Source organism: Pseudomonas sp. Pdm06, assembly GCF_014851795.1.
Taxonomy (GTDB): domain Bacteria; phylum Pseudomonadota; class Gammaproteobacteria; order Pseudomonadales; family Pseudomonadaceae; genus Aquipseudomonas; species Aquipseudomonas fluorescens_AA.
Window position 1 is genome coordinate 227,941 of the sequence record NZ_JACVAH010000002.1, and the last position, 22,078, is coordinate 250,018.

Below are 22,078 nucleotides of genomic sequence, written 5' to 3' on the forward strand. Positions count from 1 at the left end.
TCGACTGAAAAGAAGAAGCGCTTGATGTCGACCAGCCTGACGAAACGCCGGTTCATGCATACGCCGCCACGGTCATGTTGTTGAACTGCTGGGTCTTCATCAGTTCCGCACTGTCGTGGTGGCAGAGGATTTCACTGCCGCCCACAATCATCCGCCGCTGCGGCGCGACGCAATTGCACAAGCCGTCGACCCGCACCGGGCAGCGACTGAGGAAGGTGCACAGGTCGGGCACGTTGGCTTTAGGGCCAATGGCCGGCAGCGTCTGGCAGGTCGTGGCCCCACAGGTTTCCAGCCAGCCCTGGCGCAGTTCCGGTACGGAATGGATCAGCAGGTCGGTGTACGGATGGAAGGGTGCCTGCGCATAGGATTGGCGCGTGCCGGCCTGGATCTTGTGGCCGCTGTACATCACCACGATGTCGTCACACAAGGCGCGCACGGTGGAGATGTCGTGGCTGATGAACAGATAGGACACCCCCAATTGCTGGCGCAGATCGCGCAGCAGTTCGAGAATCGCCGCACCGACCACGGTATCCAGCGCCGAGGTCACCTCGTCGCAGAGGATCAGGTCCGGCTTGGCCGCCAAGGCCCGGGCCAGGTTGACCCGTTGCTTCTGCCCGCCGGACAGTTCGTTCGGACGCCGCTGCGCCATCGCCCGCGGCAAACGCACCAGGTCCAGCAATTCGCCAATACGCTCGCGCAAAGCCGCGCCCTTGAGGCCGAAATACATCTTCAGCGGGCGGCTCAGGATCGTGCTGACGCTGTGCATCGGGTTGAGTGCGGTGTCGGCATTCTGGAAGACCATTTGAATACGTCGAAACTGCTCGGGGGTGCGCGACGACAGGCTGCCCCCCAGGGGTTGGCCATCGAAGGTCAACCCGCCTAGGGCCGGCACCAGCAATCCGGCCACGACCCGTGCCAGGGTCGATTTGCCGGAACCCGACTCACCGATGACGCCGATGGCCTGGCCTCTGCGAACCGTCAGGTCAATGTCTTCCAGCACGCGAATCGCTGGCATGCCCTGGGCATTTTTGTTGCCGTAGCCGGCAGTCAGCCCCTGGATGGTCAGCAACGGTGTCTCTTGGGCGATGTCGCTCGGCGGACGGATCGTCGTGTCCGGCCGCGCCGCCGCCAGCAAGCTGCGGGTGTATTCGTGGGCCGGGCCCTTGAGCAACGGTGCCGTGGCGCTGTGTTCGAAGATTTCGCCGCCATTGAGCACCACGATCTGGTCAGCCATCTGCGCCACCACCGCCAGATCGTGAGACACATAGACGGCCGTGGCCCCACGTTCACCGACCACTCGCTTGAAGGCCCGCAGCACATCGATCTGAGTGGTTACATCGAGGGCGGTGGTCGGCTCGTCGAGCACCACCAGCAACGGATCGCTGATCAGTGCCATGGCCGCCATCACCCGTTGCAGTTGCCCGCCGGACACCTGATGGGGGTAGCGCTGGCCGATGCGCTCAGGGTCTGGCAGGGCCAGGTCGCGGAACAACTCGATGGCCTTGGCTTCAAGCGCCGCCCGACTTCCCAGGCCATGGATCAAAGCGCCCTCCACCACTTGGTCGATCAGCTTTTTCGCCGGATTGAATGCCGCTGCGGCGCTCTGGGCGATATAGGACACTCGGTTGCCCCGCAACTTCTGCAACTGGCTTTCGCTCGACGCCAGCATGTCATGCTCGCCGATTTGCACCACGCCGCCCGCCAGGCGACAACCGCGCCGGGCATAACCGAGCAGCGCCAGGGCAATGGTGGTCTTGCCGGAACCGGACTCACCGATCAACGCCAACACTTCGCCTTTTTGCAGGGAAAAGCTGACCCCCTTGACGATGTCCACTTCACCCTGTTCGCCACAGGCGACCACGCGCAGGTCCTGTACTCGAATCAATTCGCTCATTTCAATGACCTCCCGAACGTCGGCTACGTCGCGATGACAACCGGTCGATGAACAGATTCACACCGATGGTCAGGGTGCCGATGGCCAGGGCCGGAATCACAATGGCCGGCGCCCCCTGATTGAGGCCGCCGATGTTCTCGCGCACCAGCGAGCCCAGGTCGGCATCCGGCGGTTGCACGCCCAGCCCCAGGAAACTCATGCCACTGAGCAGCAACACGATAAAACCAAAGCGCAGGCCCAGGTCCGCCAGCACCGGGTTGAGTATGTTCGGCAGGATTTCCACACAAGCGATGTACAGCCGGCGCTCGCCACGGGTACGGGCCACTTGCACGTATTCCAGGGCTTCGATATTCACCGCCATGCTGCGGGCGATGCGGAAAGCGCCGGGGGTGTAGCTCAACACCGCCGTGCAGATCAGCAAGGTGACCGAGGAGCCGAAGGCCGAGACCATGATCAGCGCCAACATCTTGCTGGGGATCGAGATGAACGCGTCCATCAGGCGACTGATCAGTTCATCCAGCCACTTTGGTGACACCACCGACAGCAGCGCCAGACTGGTTCCCAGGGTGCTGGACAACACCGCGGCCACCAACGCCAGGCCGACGGTGAAGCGTGCGCCGACAAGGATCCGGCTGAGCATGTCGCGGCCCAGGTAATCGGTGCCAAACGGGTATGTCGCGCTGAGGCTGTCGAAGACGTTGTCAGAGACCACCTCTCCCACCGGATGCGGCGCCAGCCACGGACCGAAGATGGCCACCAGCAACCAGATCACACACATCGCGGCACCGACCAGGCCAAGCCAGGACTTTGCGTGGGCGTCTTTGCCCAGCCCCAGCGCAACGGCCGCCGTCGGGGACTTCACAATGAGGTTGTTCATTGGTTTCTCAGCCTCGGGTTGGAAAGGATCGCGCACAGGTCGGCAATCAACACCAACGCCAGGTACGCCGTACAAAACAACATGGTGCAGGCCTGGACCAGGGCCATGTCGCGGTTGGTCACGGCATCGACCATCAGGCTGGCGATGCCGGGGTAGTTGAAGATCGTTTCCACGATCACCACCCCGCCCAGCAGATAGGACAGGCTCAGGGCAATGGCATTGGCGATGGGACCAATGGCATTGGGCAAGGCATGTCGAAGGACGATCCGGATATTGCTGACGCCCTTGAGCCGGGCCATTTCCACGTAAGGGCTGTCGAGTTGATCGATCACCGCCGCCCGGGTCATGCGCGACATTTGCGCGACAATCACGCAGCACAGCGTCATCACCGGCAAGGCGTAGGTGCGCATGAATTGCCAGGGTGAGGTGATGTCACTGGCGTAGGACAGTGCCGACAACCAGCCCAGGTTCACCGCGAATATCAGCACCGCCAAGGTGGCGACCAGAAACTCCGGCACCGCCACCATGGTCAAGGTGAAGAAGCTCAGGAAGCTGTCGATACGCCCGCCTCGCCCCATCGCCGAACCGATACCCAGGGTCAAGGCCACAGGCACCGACACCAACGCCGTGGCAGCCGCCAGCATCAAGGTGTTGGGGACCCGGCCGGCCATCAAGTCGACGACCGGCATGGCATTGGACATCGACATCCCCAAGTCACCGCTGAGCAGGCTCGTCAGCCAATGCAGGTAACGCAACACACCGGGCTGGTCCAACCCCATTTTCATCCGCAGGGCCGCCACCTGTTCCGGTGTGGCGAACTGCCCCAGCGCCTGTTGCGCCGCGTCCCCCGGCAGCACTGCCGTGATGGCGAACACCACCATGGAGACAATCAACAAGGTCACGACCGCCGCCCCCAGGCGGCGGCCGATCAACCAGAGTGTGTTGCTGTTCATCATCCGACCCTCATGCAATATGGCCCAAACCCGACGGTCATCAGGCGTCCAGCCAGACTTGCTCGGCAAACATGTAGCCCATGAAACCGCCCAGGGGGTTGGCGCCATAGCCCTTTACGCGCTGATCGGCGCCATCGATGTTGCTGATGAATACCGGTACGCCGATGCCACAGTGCTCATGCACCAGCACTTGCATGTCGCCGTACATCTTGCCGCGCTTGGCCTCGTCGGTTTCACCTCGGGCCTGCACCAACAGCTGGTCGAACTGTTCGTTTTTCCAACCGGATTCATTCCACGGTGCGCTCGACTGGAAGAACTGCGAGAACAGCATGTCGGCATTGGGCCGCGGGTTGATGTTGCCGAAGCTCAGTGGGTGCTTGGCCCAATGGTTGGACCAGTAGCCATCGCTCGGCAGGCGGTTGACGTTGAGCTTGAGTCCCGCCTCCTTGGCGGACTGCTGCAGCAATACCGCGACGTCCACCGAGCCGGTCGCCGCTGGCGAGCACATCAGCGGCATGCTGATGTCTTGCATGCCGGCCTTCTTGAGCAAGAACTTGGCTTGCTCCGGATCGTAGGCCCGTTGTGGCAACTCGGCATTGTGGAAACGTGCCCCGGGTGCGATCGGATGATCGTTGCCGATCCTGGCGTAGCCGCGGAAGATCGCCGACTTGATCTGTTCCCGGTCCAGCAGCAACTTCATGGCCTGGGTGAATTCCGGGCTTTGGCCCGGCATCTGGTCCTGACGAATGATCAGGTCAGTGTAGTTGCCCGACGGTGAATCGATGACCTGGTGCTTGGCGCTGGCCTTGATGCGAGTCGTCGAGCGTGGGTTGACCTCGTTGACGATGTGCACGTCCCCCGACAACAGGGCGTTGATCCGTGACGATTCGTCGGCAATGCCGATGAATTCGATCTCGTCCAGGTACGGCAAGCCGGGTTTCCAGTAGTTGGTATTGCGCACACCAATGGAGCGCACCCCGGGCTTGAACTCCTTGACCTTGAACGGACCGGTACCGATGCCCTGGCTGAAATCGCTGGTGCCCTCGGGAACGATCAACATGTGCGAGACGGCCAGGATCGACGGCAGCTCAGCGTTGGGACCGCTCAACTGTATCTGCACTTCATGGGGGCCGACGGCTTTGACTTCGGCGAACTGCGACGCCAGCGGCAGGACCTTGGAACCGGTGATCGGGTCCTTGTGCCGCAGCAGCGAAAACACCACGTCGGCGGCGGTCAGGGCCTTGCCATTGTGGAAGGTCACTTCCTTGCGCAGGCTGATCACCCAAAGCGTGGCATCGGTGGTGTCGATACGCTCGGCCAGTTCCAGTTGCGGCACCATGTGGCTGTCGAAACGCGTCAGCCCGTTATAGAACATGTAATGGCGCACATAATCGGTGGACGATGAACCTTTGGCCGGATCGAGGGTGTCGGCGGTGGAACTGGTCGAGCCTGCGACGCGAATGCGCCCGCCAGGCTTGCCTTTGCCAGGGGCGGCCTCCTCATCGGCGAACAGCTTGCCGGCGGTGCCGAACAGGCTGCCCGCGCCCGCCACGGCCACCCCGGCCAATCCCAGCATTTGCAATGCATTGCGGCGTGACATGCCGCGATTGAGCCCTTCGAAAATGCGCAGACTTTCCGTACCTGTTATCAGCTGGGTGTCGATACTGTTTTTTTTGTCAGTCATGTCAGTTCTACCTTTCGGAAATGATAAGGCTCGATTGCTCGCGATTAACGCAATGTGTTGAAACGTGAAGCGTCTCCCGCAACTCAGTGCAAATAGTCTTGAAGGCGGTAATAGGCACCGACCAGAGGCAAAAACCAGGGCTTGCCAAAATGACCGGGGATCGCCGGCCAATCGAGTTCGCGCCAAGGGTTGGCCTCGACCTTGCCCGCCATGACATCGGCCATGACTTGGCCCATGTGCACCGACATCTGCACACCATGGCCGCTGTAGCCCATGGAGTGATAAATGCCTCCGTGCTGGCCGGCCCGGGGCAGCCGATCGGAGGTCATGTCCACCAATCCGCCCCAGCAATAATCGACCTTCACCTGGGCCAGTTGCGGGAACATCTGCACCATCGCCGCGTGCAAGACTTTGCCGCTCTTGGCATCGGACACGCTGTCAGACATGGCAAACCGTGCCCGCCCGCCAAACAGCAGACGGTTGTCCGGAGTCAGGCGGAAGTAGTTACCGATCATGCGGCTGGTGACATAGGAGCGGCGTGCCGGCAGCAGGCTGTCGATCAGCGCCTGCGGCAACACCTCGGTGGCGATCACGAAACTGCCCACCGGCACGATCCGCCGCCGATACCAGCCCAACCCACCCTGCTGAGAGGTGCCGGTGGCCAGCAGGACCTGCGTGGCCTGTAGCGATCCCTTGGTGGTATTGACCCGATAGCCGCCGGCACTGGCTTTCCAGTCCGTGACGGACACGCCTTGGAAAATCAATGCGCCGTGACGGGCGGCGGCCTCGGCCAACCCGACCCCGAAGCGCCCGACGTGCATCTGCACGCCGTTGCGCTGCAACAAGCCACCATGGAACTGGGCCGAGTTGACCTCTGCGCGGGTCTCTTGCGCAGACAGCAATTCGACCTCGGCATCGACCTCGCGCCGAATCAACTCGCAGGTGCGAGCCAAACCTTCGTAATGCATGGGCTTGGCCGCCAGCTTGAGCTTGCCATTGCGCGTGAAGTTGCAGGCGATCTGCTCCTGCTCCACCAGCGAGACGACGCTCTGCACGGCACTTTCGTAAGCCTGGTAATAGGCGCGCGCTTTATCGGCACCGAGGCTGGCGCTCAGGGCCGCGTAGTCCTGGGCCACGCCGGTATTGCACTGGCCGCCATTGCGCCCCGACGCCTCGCCAATGACCCGCCCGCCTTCCAGCACCGCTACATTGGCCCCCTTCAAGGCCAGGGCCCGGGCTGCGGCCAGGCCAGTGAAACCACCACCGACGATGGCCACATCGACCTGCCCGGGCAACGCACCGAGCTGGGCACCGGTAAATGCCGGTGCGGTATCGAGCCAATAAGACTCACTGCCCATGTCTAACCCCTTATGCCTTGAAGAACGTCCAAAGACTCAGAGACCGACCAGGCCGGCCAATCCGCCGATGTCCGGGATCTGGTGGTAGTTGTAGCCAGCGTTTCCAGGCAGTTCATGACCACGGGCCACGAACGCTTTGTGCTTGATCTTCATGTCGTGGGCCGACATCAGGTCATAACGGAAGCTCGAGGACACGTGCAGGACATCCTCCGGCCCGCAGCCGAGGTTATCGAGCATGAATTCGAAGGCCGCCAGGCGCGGCTTGTAGGCTTGGGCTTGTTGAGCCGTGAAGACTTTATGGAACGGTGCGCCGAGCTTGTCGACGTTGGACATGATCTGCTCGTCCATCGCGTTGGAGAAAATCACCAGGGGAATCTTGTCAGCGATTTTCGACAGGCCGGCCGGTACGTCGGCATGGGGCCCCCAGGTCGGGACGGCATCGTAGTAGAGCTGACCTTCACCTTTGTACTCGACGCCCCAACGCTTGCAGACCCGGGCCAGGGCAGTCTTGAGAATTTCATCATAGGGCCGCCAGTCACCCATCACCTGGTCCAGGCGATAGGCCGAGAAATCCTTGACGAACTGGTCCATCTGCCCGGCAGGGACCCGGTCGGCGAACAGTTCGCGCGTCATGGTTCCCATCTGAAAGTTGGTCAACGTGCCGTAGCAGTCAAAGGTAATGAACTTGGGGCGAAGGAAGCTCATGAGTGCAGTCCTGAGTGATGGTTGAGGTCATGAGGGGCAAGCGGTTGCGCCGTTCCGAAAGCCTGGGTGCAACGCTGCATCACGGATTTATTACAGCATCATGAGACCGTGCATAAACGGTTAAAAGTATAGGTCGCTTGGCACAAACCACCGTTTTTCGGGGCCTGCTCAGCAGACTGTGCGGGATGCGCCATGGCCGGGCATTTGCGCCGTTTTCACGGCATTTACGGCCGTTTATGGTGCGTAAAAAACCACTGGAAACCCCACAGGCGGCAGAATCTACGCCTGCAAACGAAAACGGGCGCATCCCCTGAGGATGCGCCCGTTCATTGTTTTGCGGGTGAGTTTCCAGCGCCTCAGAACTCCGCGACCTTGCCCCAGGCCGAAGATTGAAAACGGTCCGGGTGATAGGGACGCGGATCAACCAGCGGGGGCATGTCACAGACAATATCGGCGATCAAATGGCCCGCACCCGGGCCGATGCCGAAGCCATGGCCACTGAACCCCGCCGCCAGCACCAGGCCAGGCAGGCTCGCCATCTCGCCGATGCCCGGGACGCCGTCCGGCGTGCTGTCTACATAACCTGCCCAGGCTGCGGTGACCGATGAGGTTTTCAGCATCGGGATCAGGTCTACCGCGCGCTTGTAAGTCAACTCGACCGTCGAGGCGTCTGCCTTCGGATCCAGAATTCGCATGCGCTCCATCGGCGTCGGCTGGTCCAACCGCCAGCGCCCCAAGCCCTCGTGCCCCGATTGAAAGCCCTCCAGGCCACCGGGGGCCAGCTTGCGCCAACGGCGCTGGAACATCGGCAGGAACTGCGGGGCGAAACGCAGCAATTGCAAGGTAGGGTCGACACGCCCTCGACCACTGATGGCCAGCGTGATCCCGCCATCGGAGCGACGGGTCATGGAGACTTCATCCGTGTGGAGCGCGTCCGGTATCTCTTGGGCGTTCTTGGAAACCGACAGTATCGTCTGGCGAATGGACGCCTGGGGAAACCGGATGCCGTACTGACGGCAAAAAGAGGACGCCCATGCGCCACCGGCGAGCACCGCGAGCTTGGTACGAATGGTGCCCTTCTCGGTGACGACGGCAGACAACCGGCCACCCTCGGTCTCGAGGCCACGGGCGGCGCAGCCTTGGTGCACCGTGCCGCCCAGTTTAATGATGGCCCGTGCGACCGCCGGGGCGGCGCGGGATGGGTCTGCCGTGCCGTCGGTAGGTGAAAAGACCCCGCCTTTCCAGGGCTTGCCGGTGACCCGGCCATGTTGAGCGGCCTGCTCCGCCGTCAGCATGTGGGTTTTCACATTGACGGTACGGGCAAACTCCCCCCATTTCGCCCAACCGGCCAGCTCTTTCTCGTTGTTGCTCAGATAGAGCAAGCCACACCTTCTGAAGCCTGTGTCTTCACCGGTCTCTGCTGCGAACTGCTCCCAAAGGTCCAGGCTCTTGGTCGACAGCGGCAGTTCGCGAGCGTCTCGATTCTGCTGACGGCACCAGCCCCAGTTTCGGCTCGATTGCTCTGCACCCACGCGGCCTTTTTCCACCAGCGCGACCTTCATGCCGCGCTTGGCCAGGTAATAGGCCGTGAAGGATCCGATAATGCCGCCGCCGATCACGACAACGTCAGCGTGTGTTGGAAGCTCAGAATTCGTCTCTACGGAAATTAACGGTGCTGGCATTTTAGGGATGTCCATGAAGGCCGGGGATTTGAAGGTACGACTTCTTCAGGTGGTCGCGGGTGCATCGGCCCTGCACTGAGGGTGGCGACCAGGGCAAGCCGCTACTCCGTTCTGGAAGCATCAGTGCCACGCTGAATCATGGTGTTATTACAACACCAAGAAACCGTGCATAAACGGTTAAAAGTATAGGTCGCCTGGTACAAACCACCGTTTTGCGGGACGTGTTCAGCAGACTTTGCGGAGCGCTTCGGATTGGAGGTTTTGCTTATCTGTTTGGCGGGACACGTCCCGGCATTTACTTGGCTGGACCATCGCTATCGCGAGCAAGCTCGCTCCCACACTGTTTTTTTGGCAGACAACAATATGTGCTTAGTACGCTGTGGGAGCGAGCTTGCTCGCGATGAGGCCGGCACATTCAACGTCTCATTGACTATGAAACCACCTTCGCGAGCAGTTCGCTGGTCATACTTTCAATGCCTCCTCCAGAAACGCCACCAAATCCTGCACACGCGGGCTACGCAGTTTTCGTGAAGGCACCAACAGGTTGATCGGCGCACTGTCGAATTGCCAATCCGCCAGCACCCGAACCAGACGCTTGTCGGCAATGGCGTCACTGACATCCCATTGCGAACGCAGCACCAGCCCCAGGCCTTGCTCGGCCCAGCGTCGAGCCACGCTGCCATCGTTGCTCAGCATCGCGGGCTCGATGCGCAGGGTTCTACGCCCCTGCCCCTTGCGCAGGTGCCACAGCGTGACATCTTCATCATTTTCACGGATGCAAATGCAGCGGTGCCCGGCAAGTTGCTCAGGCGACGACGGCGTGCCGTGCTGCTCCAGATAGGCAGGGCTTGCGCACAACCATCGGTCATTTGACGTGAGGAGCCTGGCGACCCACAGGCTGTCATTGAGGTGACCGATGTGGATCACCGCGTCGCTGTCATGGCGATCAGGCCATGGTGTTTCGCGTAAATCCAGGTGCAGGCACAACTGAGGATGCAACCTGGCGAAACGCGCCAACAGCGGTGCAATGCGTTGCCGCCCATAGCCGAACGGCGCCGCCAGCCTGAGTGTGCCAACCAACTGCTCGTCTCGTTGCTTGAAGGATTCCGGGAGCGCTTCCAACTGTTCCAGCAAACACGCGCTTTCCCGGGAGAAACGCTCGCCATCGGCGGTGAGACTCAGGCGCCGGGCATCGCGATTGGCCAGCGTCAGGCCGAGTAGCGTCTCCAATTTGCGCAGGCGCATGGACAGCGCTGGGGGTGAGACATTCAGGATTCTGGCGGCGGCGCTCAACGATTCGGAGCGCGCCAGCGTCACGGCCAGACGCAGGTCCTCGATGGAGATCATTCAATTCTACTTAATGATTGATGACACCTCATTGAAGCACACCTTCACGACGGCTTTGTAGAGTGGGCCCTGTACCCAGCCATTCGAGTCCTCCTTATGTCAGCCTCTCTTACCGCCCTCGATACCCCCGCCGCGCTCGTGGATATGCCGCGCATGCAGCGCAATATCCAGCGCATGCAACAACGCATGGATGCCTTGGGGGTGCGTCTGCGCCCGCATATCAAAACCAGTAAATGCCTCCCCGTGATCCAGGCGCAGCTCACCGCGGGTGCCAGCGGCGTCACGGTTTCGACCTTGAAGGAAGCCCAGTTCTGTTTCGCTGAAGGCATTCGTGACGTTTTCTATGCCGTCGCCATCACGCCAGGCAAGCTGCCCCAGGCCTTGCTGCTGCGGCGCCAAGGCTGCCAGTTGAGCCTCCTCACGGATAGCCTTGCCGCTGCCCAGGCCATCGTCGCCTTTGGCCAGCAACACCACGAACGTTTCGACGTCTGGATCGAGATCGACTGCGACGGCCATCGATCCGGCCTGCACTTCGAAGACGATTCACTCCTTGAAGTCGCACGGATACTCAGCGAGGGTGGCATGCCGCTTCGCGGGGTGATGACCCATGCCGGCTCAAGCTATGAACTCGACACCCCTGAAGCGCTACAAGCCCTGGCCGAACAGGAACGCGCTCTTTGCGTCAAAGCGGCCCAACGACTGCGCGAAGCCGGGTTCGCCTGCCCGGAGGTCAGCATCGGCTCGACGCCTACGGCCTTGTCGGCACTGAACCTGGAAGGCGTCACTGAAGTGCGCGCCGGTGTCTATGTGTTCTTCGATCTGGTGATGCACAACATCGGTATCTGCCAGGCCGACGAGTTGGCGCTGAGCGTGCTGACCACCGTCATCGGTCATCAGAAAGACAAAGGCTGGATCATCACCGACGCCGGTTGGATGGCCATGAGCCGTGACCGCGGCACGCAGCGCCAACAGCGGGACTTTGGTTATGGCCAGGTTTGCACCGACGCCGGCGATTGGATCGAGGGCGCGTTGCTCACGGGAGCCAATCAGGAGCACGGCATTGTCTCGCTTGAAATGGCTGAGGGTGTCGACATCACCGCGCGCTTTCCCATCGGTAGCCGCCTGCGCATCTTGCCCAACCATGCCTGTGCCACAGGCGCGCAATTCCCGGACTATCACGCGGTTGACGCCGAGGGTGGCGTGCACACCTGGAGTCGCTTGCATGGCTGGTAATCAAGCAGGTTCGATCCAGTTGATCAGCACGGCCAACGCCGCGGCGCCGGGTGGACATTACGCCCAGGCGGTCGTGCACCAGGGCGTTCTGTATGTGTCCGGGCAACTGCCCATACGCGCCGATGGCGTCCACAGTGCCGAGCAACCCTTTGAGGTCCAGGCCGCCATCGCCCTCGATAACCTGGTGGCGATCCTCAGCGCGGCGGGCCGGAACACGCGCGACCTGCTGAAGGTCACGGTCTATGTCGCAGGTATCGAACACTGGCCTGCGTTCGATCGAATCTACGCCCGTTACCTGGGCGAGCATCGGCCAGCGCGAGCGGTAGTGCCCGTGCCGGCCTTGCATCATGGCTACCTGATCGAAATCGAAGCGATGGCCCTCGCCCCGGGGTAATGCCAAGTTAGCCCGGCAGATACGGCAGATTCTCCTTTGCGCACTTGAACAACGGCATCTTTTGTCTGGGCTGCTTTGTTAGCTTATTGAGCAGGCTCGACATACCGCTCTAAAGGAACACCTTGGATGACTACTCAATCTTCGAATAGCTACAGCGTTGATCCGCAAACCGCCCAGCTGTTTTATATCAATGGCGGTTGGTGTGCGCCGGTCAGCCCGGCCAGTTTGCCGGTGGTCAATCCGGCGACCGAAGAGGTCGTCGCCCAGGTCGCCAGCGGGTCTGCCGAGGATGTCGATCGGGCGGTCGCGGCGGCGCGTGCCGCGTTTGCCGGTTGGTCTGTCACTTCCACGGCGGCGCGTGCGCAGGTGCTGGGCAAGCTCCATGAGCTTATCCTTGAGCGCAAAGAAGAGTTTGCCCAGGCGATCTCCCTGGAAATGGGCGCAGCCATCGGTTCTGCACGGGCAATGCAAGTGCCCCTGGCAGCCGAGCACGTCCGGGTCGCCCGCGACCTGCTGTCCACCTATCGTTTCCAGACCGTCGAGAACGGGACCGCGATCCAACGCGAACCCATCGGCGTCTGCGGCCTCATCACCCCGTGGAACTGGCCGCTTTATCAAATCACCGCAAAAGTCGCCGCGGCGCTGGCGGCCGGCTGCACGGTGGTCCTCAAGCCCAGTGAACTGTCGCCGCTGAGTGCCCTGCTGTTTGCGCAAGTGGTCCATGACGCGGGCGTTCCACCGGGTGTCTTCAACCTGGTGAACGGCAGCGGCCATGTCGTCGGGGCTGCGATGGCCGCACATCCCGATATCGACATGATCTCGATTACCGGCTCGAATCGCGCAGGGGCGCTGGTGGCCCAGGCGGCCGCCGCGACGGCGAAACGGGTCGGCCAGGAACTGGGCGGCAAATCCCCGAACATCCTGCTGCCCGACGCCGACTTTGCCAAAGCCGTCCCATTGGGCGTGATGACGGCGTTGCGCAACGTCGGACAATCCTGCAGCGCCCCCACCCGGATGATCGTGCCCAAGGACCGACTGGCGGAGGTCGAAGCGCTGGCGGCCGCCACCGCCAACGGGATCATCGTGGGTGACCCGCAATCACCGGAAACGGTACTGGGCCCCATCGCCAATGAAGCCCAGTTCAATCGCGTGCAAGCCATGATCGAGACCGGACTGCATGAGGGCGCAAAACTGCTCTGCGGCGGGCTCGGACGCGTGCCGGGGTTTGAAAAAGGCTTCTACACCCGCCCGACTGTTTTTTCCGAGGTGGATAACGCCATGCGGATCGCCCAGGAAGAAATCTTCGGGCCGGTGCTGTGCATTATTGCCTACGAAACCATCGACGAGGCAGTCGCTATCGCCAACGACACGGTCTATGGGCTTGGTGCTCATGTTCAATCGCAGGATCTTGAATTGGCGCGCGCGGTGGCTTCTCGAATTCGCGCGGGGCAAGTGCTCCTGAACTACCCGGCCTGGAACCCCATGGCGCCATTCGGGGGCTACAAGCGCTCGGGCAATGGCCGTGAGTACGGCGTCTTCGGCCTTGAGGAATACCTGGAAACCAAGGCGATCGTTGGGTTTGGCGAATCGCCTGAAAGTGCTTTGCGTACCTAGACACCCTTTTCTCGCAGTGCCCCGGGCTTCGGTGCCTGCGATGGCAGATGTGCCCGAATGCCCTCGGGCACATCACTTCACACGCTCCCAGACGATGTGAACCTTCGCCCCATCCGGGCGGCGAAAATCCTCCACCATCTGGTCACCGTCGACCTTCAACTGCAAGTCGTCCCGGGTACGCACAGCGCCCACCCAGTTCGGGAACGTAGAGCCTTGGACAGTATTGCCCGTGAACTCACCGTTCTGGTCGACGGTGTATCGCCCGAAGAAACCGATGCTCCCCGCCATTGCGGCCCGGTTCTCCTCATCGGTGCCTTCGCCACGCGCATTGGATCGAAACACCGGCACGCGCGGATCAGTGAGTACTTCGACAAACGTCAGCTCTGGCGTGAACACGAGCCAGCCATGGGGATTGGGACCATAAGCCTCTGATCGGCTGCCCTGACTCTCAACGGTTGCGCTGACCATGCGCCATGTCCCGACCAAGGCGTTTTCTTTGCCCGCAAACACGCTGGAGAATGCCAAGAAGGCAATCACCGCACCGACCGCCAGTACCTTGTTTTTCAGACTCATCCGCATCACCTTTCACTCGCCGCAACGATGCGCCGGACAATAAAGTAGGTTTGATCTTGGTGGGCACGGTCTTCATGCCCTGGCCGCGATGGCCGCCAAGCGCAGCTCCCGGGACGCGGCATTGTCCGCCCGCCGCCCCAAATGCCAGCCCAAGTACCCCCACAGCAACGCGCAACAGGCGCCAATCATCGCGGCCGGACCGGCGCCCTGCCCTAACAGGTCGAGCAGGCTCTTGGCCCAGCCGCTCAGGGCGTCACCCGCGCGATAGACCACGGTATCGATGAAGTTCTTGGCCTTGTATTTGCTCTCGGCATCCAAGGGGGCGAACAGCATTTCCCTACCCGGCCGGACGAACGCGTACTCGCCGATCCGTCGCACGATCATCAGCGCTGCCAGCAGAGCGAACCCCGGCGCCAACGCCAGGCCGAGGAAGCCGATGCACATGAGCAGCGGCACGATGGCCAGCAAGGCACGCACCCCCAGCCTCGGCGCGATACGGCCGGTGATGAACAGCTGGGACAGCAACGCACCGGCCTGCACGATGAGGTCGATAGTGCCGAAGATCCGCACTTGCGCCGCGCGATCCGGATAGAGCTCGGCCACCAGGCGCGCCTGCTCGAAGTAGAGAAAGGTGCTGACCGTCGCCAACAGCACGACAAACCCGGCAATTCCCAACAGGTAAGACGACCTGAGCACCGCCGTAAAACCGCTGAACGGATTGCCCTGCAGTGGCTGCCGGGGGCTTTGCGTCGGCGCGGCGCCGTGACGGCCAGCCCCGCCCTTTTCGCGCCAACCCATCAACGCTCGTTTCAACACCAGCGTGGCACCCAGCAACAAGGCCGCCAGCAACATCAACCCCGAGGCGCCAAAGGGACCAATGAGCAGCGCGCTCAGGGTCGGCCCCAGCAGGCCGCCAACGCTGGCCCCGGCGGCGATGAAGGCAAACAGACGCTTGGCCTGCTCGCTGTCGAATACATCCGCCATCAGGCTCCAGGCCACGGAGACGACGAACAGGTTATAGACCGAGATCCAGACGTAAAAGACCCGGGCCAGCCAGATACTGTCGGGCTGGAACTGGAACAGCTCGACGAACATCAGCAGGTTGAAGCCAAAGAAGCCGTACACCCAATCGATCAGGCGCAGGCGCGGCACTCGGGCGCTGAGCCAGGCGAATAACGGCACGGCCGCCAGCATGACCAGGAAGGTCGCGGTAAACAGCCATTGCAAATTTTCCACCCCGGCTGCGATGCCCATCGACTCACGGATCGGACGCAGCATGAAGTAACCGGTGAAGAGGCAAAGAAACAGCAGGAACCCGCACAGCGCCGGACGCAACTCGCCGTCGCGGGCGTTCAGGGCGAGGCTCAGCCGGTGCACATAGGAAGACGTACTCATAGGGACTCCGGGGAGACGGCAATAAGGCAAAGGTCAAGCGCGGGACGGACGCCCGCGCCCAGGGGCGCATCAGCGATAGGTCACGCCGGTCAGGCGCTCGGAGACAGCCCAGAGCCGCTCGGCGTCCGCCTCCGCGCTCGCGGCAGGCGGGGTCTTGGCGAACCCCAGCGGACCGCGCCTTTCTCCGTCACCGGTCGGGCCGTAATAAGCCCCGCCTGCGGCTTGGGCAGCCGTGGCGGCATACAACGTGGGCAACGCCCCTTGTGCCGCTGAGTGGTACGCGTCGCGGTCCTTTGCCCAGCGCCGACCGAACTCGCTGTCGAGGCCCGGCCCCCGTTCGACCAACTCGGTAACGGCAACGCCGGGGTGCGCCGCGATGCTGCGAATGCCCCAGTTTTCGGCGTCACTGCGCCGCTGCAAGGCAAAGGCCCAGTGCAGCACGGCCAGTTTCGATTGGGCGTAGGCCGCGTAGGGGTCGTATTTCTGCTCGCTCTGAAGGTCATCGAGGTTCATCGCGCCGCGCGCTGCGGCAATGCTCGACAGGCTCACTACCCGGGCATCCTCGCTTTGACGCAAGAGCGGCACCAACAGGCCGGTCAGCGCGAAGTGCCCCAGGTAGTTGGTGGCCAGTTGAAGTTCAAAGCCATCAGCGGAAGTCCCCCGCTCGGGAGGCGCCATGACGGCGGCGTTGTTGATCAGCACGTCGAGGCGCGGCAGTCGCTGATTGAGCCGCTGGGCCAGGCCGCGCACCGATGAAAGATCGGCCAGGTCCACGGCCTCGAACTGCACCTTGGCGTCGGGCACCGACTGGCGAATACGCGCAATGGCCTGTGCGCCACGCTCGGGGTTGCGCGCGGCGATGATGACTTCGGCGCCGGCGCGCGCCAAGGCCAGCGCATCCTCGTAGCCCATGCCGCTGGTGCCACCGGTAATCAGGACAATCCGACCTTTCTGGGACGGTATGTCGCCGGTCGACCAGTCTGGTTTCGGTGCAATACGCGTGGACGCCTCGATACTCACCGCACTGAGCAGCGCGACGCCAGCGGCAAGGTTTTTCGCCAGTCTCCCAAGCCGGCTCATGGTGCTCATACGGCCAATGACGGGTGTTGTTGTGCTATTCCACATGGTGATGGTCCCTGTCTGAAGAATGAACCGGCATCGCCGGACGGTCACTGTTTCGAGCACGCCTCGGCCAACTGCAGAAAGCTGACGTGTTTCTTTGCCCCTTGGGTATTCAAGTAGGTCATCTTCGCTTGCACGACCTCGCACATCGGCGATGTCGGTGCCTCGATACGGATGACCTTGGCGATGTCCAGCGGCATGCCATATTCGTAGGCCGGGACTTGCGTTTGTTCTTTGGCGAGCAGTGGCGAACCGCTCAGGGCGATGACGACCAGCAGGCCGGCAATCGACAGGTTTTGAGTTTTCATAGTGGACTCCACGACACTGTCCTCGTTGGGATGGTCGTAGCACTCTAGGCGGGGGCGACTGACGTCAAGGTGACTGCTGGCTGACGGGAAGATGTCAAACGCGGGCGGGTTTTACTCGCGGGGCGACGACTAAGACGCCGCCTGGTTCATCAAGGAAAATCCGAAGGTGTTGAGCCCATTCTCGCTGTGGGCGAACACGCGCCCACCGTGCATGGACGCTACCGCACGCACGATGGAAAGGCCCAGGCCATGGTGCGCATCGCTTCGCGCCCGGGCGGCGTCGGCGCGGTAGAAACGCTCGAACAAACGCTCCAGGTGCACGGTGTCGATAGGCTCGCCGGCATTGGAAACGCTCACCTCGACCTGCATGCCGTGGTTGACCAGGCTTACCGTGACAGTGCTGGTCGGCACCGCGTACCGCGCCGCGTTCTGTAGCAGATTGGCCAGGGAACGGTGAAAAAGGCGTCGGTCGATGCACACGCGCATGTCGCCCTGGATCACCACGCTCAGCTGTTTGTCGTGCAATACCGGCTCCAGATACTCCACCGTCTTCGCCGCCTCTTCATAAAGCGAGACATCGCTGAGCTCGGTTGCCCGTTGGCCGCTCTCGGCGCCGGCCAGAAACAGCATGTCGTTGACGATGGTGCCCATCCGCTCCAGCTCTTCGAGGTTCGACTGCAGCAAGTCCTGAAGCTCGCTCACCTCACGCCCATGGGCCAATGCCACCTGGGTCTGTCCGATCAGGTTGGTCAAGGGCGTTCGCAGTTCATGGGCGACATTGGCATTGAACCCTTCGAGTTGGCACCAGGCCGCTTCCTGGCGAGCCAGGGCGCCGTTGAACGACACCGCCAGTTCCTGCAATTCGCCCGGCAGCGCCTCGGTGTCCAGTCGCTGTTTCGAATCCCCCGGCGGCAGGCTATTGGCTTGACGGCTCAAGCGCCTCACCGGCCCCAGGCCGAAGCGCGCGATCCAGTAACCGAGCAGTGCAACCAGCCCGATGCCCAACGCCGAGGTCAGGATCAGTATTTTGGTGAAGTGGTCCAGGGTCTTCCTGAAGGGCGTTGAATCCAGCCCCACGATAAAGCGCAGTTCCGGACGGTCGGCCATGGCCGCAATGGTCTTGAGCAACACCATCATGGGACGCTCGCGCTCAGGGAGATCGAGGGTAAAAAGCCCATCGGAGCGCGTCGACCAATCCTGGCCGTCTGGCATCGCCCCGCCATAACTGAAGGCCGGGTCATCAACCAGGATCCAATAACGAACCCGTTCATCCGCGGGCGTCAGGCCGTCGAGCTTCTGGCGCAAGCCGACCCAGAACGTCGGCGAATCGTATTTCGCCAGCACCGGGTCGAGCACGGAATGGCGCAGGATCAACTCGTTCTGCATCTGCTCATCGAGCGATTGCTTCAAGGAACAGCGCAACAGCGTCGCGCTGATCGACATGATCAGCAGGACAGCGAGGGCGAACATCAGGGCGAGCCGCTTGGCAATCGAACGTTTCATCAAGGCGTACCACTTTGCCTGCCATCTACCTCTCGGCTTTCCAATACATACCCCATGCCGCGAACGGTATGCAGCAGCTTGCGCGGATACGGGGCATCCACCTTGGCGCGGACCCGCTTGATCGCGACCTCGACCACGTTGGCGTCACTGTCGAAATTCATGTCCCAGACCTGCTCGGCAATCATCAGTTTGGAAAGGATCTCGCCCTGGTGCCGCGCCAACAGGCTCAACAGACAGAACTCCTTGGCCGTCAGGTCCAGCCGCAGCCCTCCCCGGGTCACTTTGCGCGCTTGCAGATCGACCTCCAGGTCGTCGATGCGCAGATGCGTCAGGTCGGCCGTGTCACCTGTGCGGCGACGGATCAAGGCCTGGACGCGCGCGACGAGCTCGGCAAATGAAAAAGGTTTGCCCAGGTAATCATCGGCACCCTCGCGCAGGCCGCGAATGCGATCATCCACCGTCCCCCTGGCCGACAACATGATGACCGGGGTTTTCTTTTGCAGGCGCAGTCCTTGCAGCACGTCATAGCCGTCCTTGCCCGGCAGCATCACATCCAGGATTACCACGTCGTAGTCCCATTCCAGCGCGTAATGCAGCCCATCGATGCCATTGGTCGCGACGTCGACAATATAGCCAAGCTCGGTCAAGCCACGATGGACGTAGGAGGAGGTTTTTTCTTCGTCCTCGACAATGAGCAAACGCATCAGGTGACTCCTCTGCAGCAGCGGGGCAACTCAATGAGTCTAGACAGCGAAGGTGTCTGGAGGCTGACCGCTTCCTGACATTCTTGTCAGAAACGGCTTGATGGCTGAGTGCCTCCTACTTATCGACAGGCTCATCTCCATTTCATTGTTTATTCTTATTTGGAATCGAATGTATAGCTAATAAAACTAAGCAAACGGCCTTTCACTCACCTATCTTGACCTCAGTATCCGCCCCATCAGGGGTATGTTGGAACGTTTCTGGTGGGTCAGAGGTGCCATAAAATGGCTCCCTGCAAACGTCAATCCGCACGTCCCAGTTCTGCTCGTACGTTCACGCTAATTGAAGACCGCAAGACCGATAAGGAGATCACCTCTGTGGTGGATGTGCAGCAAACGTTGAGCTTGATTTCCCTTCATGTTCCCTTTGGCGGCGCCCTTGCCTACGGCGCCACCTTTCTTACGACGGCCAACTGACGCCCGTACCCGAGCCAAGGAAGCCGCTCATGGCAATCACGCAAAACAACCGTTTGGTGCAGGTCGACAGTCCCCTCGGTGGCGATGTCCTGTTGCTGCAAAGCATGGACGGTAGCGAAGAGCTGGGACGGTTGTTCCACTACGAATTGGACCTCACCTCCGAAGACCGGGCGATCACGTTCGACCAGTTGCTGGGCAAGCCGATGGGTCTGACCCTGGAGCTGTACGACGGCGCAAAGCGCTATTTCCACGGCATCGTCTGCAGTTGCCGGCAGTTGACCGGGCACGGCCAGTTCGCCGGTTACCGCGTCAGCCTGCGGCCCTGGTTCTGGCTGCTCACGCGCACCTCCGACTGCCGGATTTTCCAGAACAAGACAGTGCCGGACATCATCAAGCAGGTGTTCCGTGACCTCGGCTTCTCCGATTTCGAAGACAGCCTGAGCGGCAGCTACCGCGAGTGGGAATATTGCGTGCAGTACCGTGAAACCAGCTTCGACTTCGTCAGTCGACTGATGGAGCAGGAAGGCATCTATTACTACTTTCGCCATGAAAAAAGCCGTCATGTGCTGGTGCTGGCCGATGCCTATGGTGCCCACTCCACGGCGGCGGACTATGCCTCGGTGCCCTTCTACCCGCCCGATCGGCAAATGCGTGAGCGCGATCATTTCTACGACTGGCAACTGGCACGGGAAGTCCAACCCGGCTCGCTGGCGCTGAACGACTACGACTTCCTGCGCCCGCGCGCCAGCCTCGAGGTGCGCTCCAGCGTACCGCGCAACCACACCAACGCCGACTACCCGCTCTACGACTACCCCGGTGAATACGTCCAGAGCAACGATGGCGATCACTATGCGCGTACTCGCATCGAAGCCATTCACAGTCAGTTCGAGCGTGTGCAGTTGCGCGGACGCGCCCGCGGCATCGGTTGCGGTCATGTGTTCTCGCTGACGGGATATGACCGTGCGGACCAGAACCGTGAGTATCTGGTGGTGGCCGCCCGTTATCAGATTCGTCAGGATGCCTATGAAAGCGGGCAGTCGGACGTCGCCGAACAGTTCGTCAGCGAGCTGGACTGCATGGATGCCAACCAGGCCTTCCGTCCTCTGCCCCTCACGCCGATGCCCATCGTCCGCGGACCGCAGACCGCCGTGGTGGTGGGCCCCAGTGGCGAGGAGATCTGGACCGACCAGTATGGCCGGGTCAAAGTGCATTTCCATTGGGACCGCCATGACCAGTCCAATGAAAACAGCTCCTGCTGGATTCGCGTCTCACAGGCCTGGGCCGGCAAGAACTGGGGATCCGTGCAGCTCCCGCGGATCGGTCAGGAAGTGATCGTCAGTTTCCTCGAAGGCGATCCGGATCGGCCGATCATCACCGGCCGCGTCTACAACGCCGAACAGACCGTGCCCTATGGGCTGCCCGCCAATGCCACCCAGAGCGGGGTGAAAAGTCGTTCAAGCAAGGGCGGCTCGCCGGCCAACTTCAATGAAATCCGCATGGAGGACAAGAAAGGCGCCGAGCAGCTGTTTATCCACGCCGAGAAAAACCAGGACATCGAGGTCGAGAACGACGAGACCCACTGGGTTGGCCATGACCGCCGCAAGACCATCGACAACGACGAGACCGTGCACGTCAAACACGATCGCACCGAAACCGTCGATAACAACGAAACCATCACCATTGGTGTGGATCGCAAGGAAAAGGTCGGCAATAACGAAACCATCTCCATTGGTGTGAACCGCACCGAGGATGTCGGCAGCGACGAGAAAATCACCATTGGCGCCAATCGCACCGAGAAGGTGGGCAGCAACGAGACCATCACCATCGGTGCCGACCGCACGGAAAAAGTCGGCGCCAACGAAAAAATCAGCATTGCCAGCAACCGGACCGAGGACGTGGGTGGCAACGAGACCATCGGCATCAGCGGCAACCGTAACGAAACGGTCCAGGGCAACGAAGGCATCGAGATCAACGGCAACCAGAGTACCCAGATCGGCCAGAACGAGTCCCGCGACGTTGCCCAGAACCGCAATACCAGCATCAATCAGAACGACAGCCTGGACGTCGGCAAGCACTTTGCCCTCACCGCTGGCGATTCCATCAGCCTGACGACGGGCGACGCCAGCATCACCATGAAGAAGGACGGCACCATCATGATCAGCGGCAAGAACATCACCATCGACGGCTCCGGCGCGATCAAGATCAAGGCCAACAAGAACGTGGTCGTCAAAGGCCAGAAGATTCTGCAGAACTAGCCA

The 22,078-nt window shown here is 61.5% G+C and carries 19 protein-coding genes; 5 read left to right on the forward strand and 14 right to left on the reverse strand.

The window, feature by feature from the left end; all coding sequences use genetic code 11:
- Positions 1-52 precede the first annotated feature (52 nt).
- The 8 genes from IB266_RS04180 to IB266_RS04215 form a co-directional block, all read right to left on the reverse strand.
- Positions 53-1,894, reverse strand: a complete 1,842-nt coding sequence (locus tag IB266_RS04180) for an ABC transporter ATP-binding protein (RefSeq protein ID WP_192260276.1) — start codon at positions 1,892-1,894, stop codon at positions 53-55.
- 1 nt (position 1,895) lies between these two features.
- A complete protein-coding gene (locus tag IB266_RS04185) occupies positions 1,896-2,771 on the reverse strand; it encodes an ABC transporter permease (protein ID WP_053121195.1) in 876 nt (291 codons plus the stop codon).
- On the reverse strand, positions 2,768-3,724 hold the full coding sequence (locus IB266_RS04190; RefSeq protein ID WP_060743220.1) for an ABC transporter permease: 957 nt from the start codon (positions 3,722-3,724) through the stop codon (positions 2,768-2,770). Before IB266_RS04190 ends, IB266_RS04185 begins: the two co-directional genes overlap by 4 nt.
- Before the next feature lie 40 nt (positions 3,725-3,764).
- Complete coding sequence (locus tag IB266_RS04195) at positions 3,765-5,408, reverse strand: ABC transporter substrate-binding protein (RefSeq protein ID WP_192260277.1); 1,644 nt, start codon at positions 5,406-5,408, stop codon at positions 3,765-3,767.
- An 83-nt stretch (positions 5,409-5,491) separates the two neighbouring features.
- On the reverse strand, positions 5,492-6,766 hold the full coding sequence (locus IB266_RS04200) for an NAD(P)/FAD-dependent oxidoreductase (RefSeq protein WP_192260278.1): 1,275 nt from the start codon (positions 6,764-6,766) through the stop codon (positions 5,492-5,494).
- 36 nt (positions 6,767-6,802) lie between these two features.
- Positions 6,803-7,471 (reverse strand): haloacid dehalogenase type II, encoded by a 669-nt coding sequence (locus IB266_RS04205; protein ID WP_092164513.1) that lies wholly within the window; start codon positions 7,469-7,471, stop codon positions 6,803-6,805.
- Positions 7,472-7,827: 356 nt separating this feature from the next.
- A complete protein-coding gene (locus IB266_RS04210) occupies positions 7,828-9,153 on the reverse strand; it encodes an NAD(P)/FAD-dependent oxidoreductase (RefSeq protein WP_192260279.1) in 1,326 nt (441 codons plus the stop codon).
- Between the two features lie 462 nt (positions 9,154-9,615).
- Entirely contained in the window at positions 9,616-10,500 is an 885-nt protein-coding gene (locus IB266_RS04215) for a LysR family transcriptional regulator (protein ID WP_192260280.1), read from the reverse strand.
- A gap of 96 nt (positions 10,501-10,596) precedes the next feature.
- On the opposite strand from IB266_RS04215, the gene IB266_RS04220 reads away from it, so the two are divergent.
- The 3 genes from IB266_RS04220 (at position 10,597) to IB266_RS04230 (ending at position 13,741) form a co-directional block, all read left to right on the forward strand.
- Positions 10,597-11,733 (forward strand): DSD1 family PLP-dependent enzyme, encoded by a 1,137-nt coding sequence (locus IB266_RS04220; protein WP_192260281.1) that lies wholly within the window; start codon positions 10,597-10,599, stop codon positions 11,731-11,733.
- Positions 11,723-12,127, forward strand: coding sequence for a RidA family protein (locus IB266_RS04225; protein WP_192260282.1), 405 nt, complete (start codon positions 11,723-11,725; stop codon positions 12,125-12,127). The genes IB266_RS04220 and IB266_RS04225 overlap by 11 nt, the downstream gene beginning before the upstream one ends.
- 126 nt (positions 12,128-12,253) lie before the next feature.
- The gene (locus tag IB266_RS04230; RefSeq protein ID WP_192260283.1) at positions 12,254-13,741 is read left to right on the forward strand and encodes an aldehyde dehydrogenase family protein; all 1,488 of its coding nucleotides are present in this window, start codon (positions 12,254-12,256) and stop codon (positions 13,739-13,741) included.
- Between the two features lie 72 nt (positions 13,742-13,813).
- Here the strand turns inward: IB266_RS04230 and IB266_RS04235 are convergent, their stop codons facing one another.
- From IB266_RS04235 to IB266_RS04260, 6 genes are all read right to left on the reverse strand, one after another.
- Positions 13,814-14,314 carry a lipocalin-like domain-containing protein gene (locus tag IB266_RS04235; protein WP_092164524.1) on the reverse strand — a complete coding sequence of 167 codons (501 nt, stop codon included), beginning with the start codon at positions 14,312-14,314 and terminating at the stop codon, positions 13,814-13,816.
- Between the two features lie 72 nt (positions 14,315-14,386).
- Positions 14,387-15,709: an NTP/NDP exchange transporter gene (locus tag IB266_RS04240; protein ID WP_192260284.1), complete on the reverse strand. Its 1,323-nt coding sequence runs from the start codon at positions 15,707-15,709 to the stop codon at positions 14,387-14,389.
- A 69-nt stretch (positions 15,710-15,778) separates the two neighbouring features.
- Positions 15,779-16,789, reverse strand: coding sequence for an oxidoreductase (locus IB266_RS04245; protein WP_192260285.1), 1,011 nt, complete (start codon positions 16,787-16,789; stop codon positions 15,779-15,781).
- Positions 16,790-16,878: 89 nt separating this feature from the next.
- Positions 16,879-17,139, reverse strand: coding sequence for a DUF2790 domain-containing protein (locus IB266_RS04250; protein ID WP_192260286.1), 261 nt, complete (start codon positions 17,137-17,139; stop codon positions 16,879-16,881).
- A gap of 129 nt (positions 17,140-17,268) precedes the next feature.
- Positions 17,269-18,642, reverse strand: coding sequence for a heavy metal sensor histidine kinase (locus IB266_RS04255; protein ID WP_192260287.1), 1,374 nt, complete (start codon positions 18,640-18,642; stop codon positions 17,269-17,271).
- Complete coding sequence (locus IB266_RS04260) at positions 18,642-19,346, reverse strand: heavy metal response regulator transcription factor (RefSeq protein WP_192260288.1); 705 nt, start codon at positions 19,344-19,346, stop codon at positions 18,642-18,644. The genes IB266_RS04255 and IB266_RS04260 overlap by 1 nt, the downstream gene beginning before the upstream one ends.
- 282 nt (positions 19,347-19,628) lie before the next feature.
- Between IB266_RS04260 and IB266_RS04265 the strand changes: the two genes are divergently transcribed.
- Complete coding sequence (locus IB266_RS04265; RefSeq protein ID WP_192260289.1) at positions 19,629-19,820, forward strand: hypothetical protein; 192 nt, start codon at positions 19,629-19,631, stop codon at positions 19,818-19,820.
- Between the two features lie 29 nt (positions 19,821-19,849).
- Positions 19,850-22,075: a type VI secretion system Vgr family protein gene (locus IB266_RS04270; protein WP_192260290.1), complete on the forward strand. Its 2,226-nt coding sequence runs from the start codon at positions 19,850-19,852 to the stop codon at positions 22,073-22,075.
- Positions 22,076-22,078: the final 3 nt, after the last annotated feature.

Excerpts from the sequence above, each read along its gene's own strand:
- IB266_RS04190 (WP_060743220.1), bottom strand. The coding sequence starts at position 3,724 with ATGAACAGCAACACACTCTGGTTGATCGGCCGCCGCCTGGGGGCGGCG.
- IB266_RS04205 (WP_092164513.1), bottom strand. The coding sequence starts at position 7,471 with ATGAGCTTCCTTCGCCCCAAGTTCATTACCTTTGACTGCTACGGCACG.
- IB266_RS04235 (WP_092164524.1), bottom strand. The coding sequence starts at position 14,314 with ATGAGTCTGAAAAACAAGGTACTGGCGGTCGGTGCGGTGATTGCCTTC.
- IB266_RS04220 (WP_192260281.1), top strand. The coding sequence starts at position 10,597 with ATGTCAGCCTCTCTTACCGCCCTCGATACCCCCGCCGCGCTCGTGGAT.
- IB266_RS04230 (WP_192260283.1), top strand. The coding sequence starts at position 12,254 with ATGACTACTCAATCTTCGAATAGCTACAGCGTTGATCCGCAAACCGCC.
- IB266_RS04200 (WP_192260278.1), bottom strand. The coding sequence starts at position 6,766 with ATGGGCAGTGAGTCTTATTGGCTCGATACCGCACCGGCATTTACCGGT.
- IB266_RS04260 (WP_192260288.1), bottom strand. The coding sequence starts at position 19,346 with ATGCGTTTGCTCATTGTCGAGGACGAAGAAAAAACCTCCTCCTACGTC.
- IB266_RS04265 (WP_192260289.1), top strand. The coding sequence starts at position 19,629 with ATGGCTCCCTGCAAACGTCAATCCGCACGTCCCAGTTCTGCTCGTACG.
- IB266_RS04250 (WP_192260286.1), bottom strand. The coding sequence starts at position 17,139 with ATGAAAACTCAAAACCTGTCGATTGCCGGCCTGCTGGTCGTCATCGCC.
- IB266_RS04245 (WP_192260285.1), bottom strand. The coding sequence starts at position 16,789 with ATGAGCCGGCTTGGGAGACTGGCGAAAAACCTTGCCGCTGGCGTCGCG.
- IB266_RS04255 (WP_192260287.1), bottom strand. The coding sequence starts at position 18,642 with ATGAAACGTTCGATTGCCAAGCGGCTCGCCCTGATGTTCGCCCTCGCT.
- IB266_RS04180 (WP_192260276.1), bottom strand. The coding sequence starts at position 1,894 with ATGAGCGAATTGATTCGAGTACAGGACCTGCGCGTGGTCGCCTGTGGC.
- IB266_RS04270 (WP_192260290.1), top strand. The coding sequence starts at position 19,850 with ATGGCAATCACGCAAAACAACCGTTTGGTGCAGGTCGACAGTCCCCTC.
- IB266_RS04225 (WP_192260282.1), top strand. The coding sequence starts at position 11,723 with ATGGCTGGTAATCAAGCAGGTTCGATCCAGTTGATCAGCACGGCCAAC.
- IB266_RS04195 (WP_192260277.1), bottom strand. The coding sequence starts at position 5,408 with ATGACTGACAAAAAAAACAGTATCGACACCCAGCTGATAACAGGTACG.
- IB266_RS04210 (WP_192260279.1), bottom strand. The coding sequence starts at position 9,153 with ATGCCAGCACCGTTAATTTCCGTAGAGACGAATTCTGAGCTTCCAACA.
- IB266_RS04240 (WP_192260284.1), bottom strand. The coding sequence starts at position 15,709 with ATGAGTACGTCTTCCTATGTGCACCGGCTGAGCCTCGCCCTGAACGCC.
- IB266_RS04215 (WP_192260280.1), bottom strand. The coding sequence starts at position 10,500 with ATGATCTCCATCGAGGACCTGCGTCTGGCCGTGACGCTGGCGCGCTCC.
- IB266_RS04185 (WP_053121195.1), bottom strand. The coding sequence starts at position 2,771 with ATGAACAACCTCATTGTGAAGTCCCCGACGGCGGCCGTTGCGCTGGGG.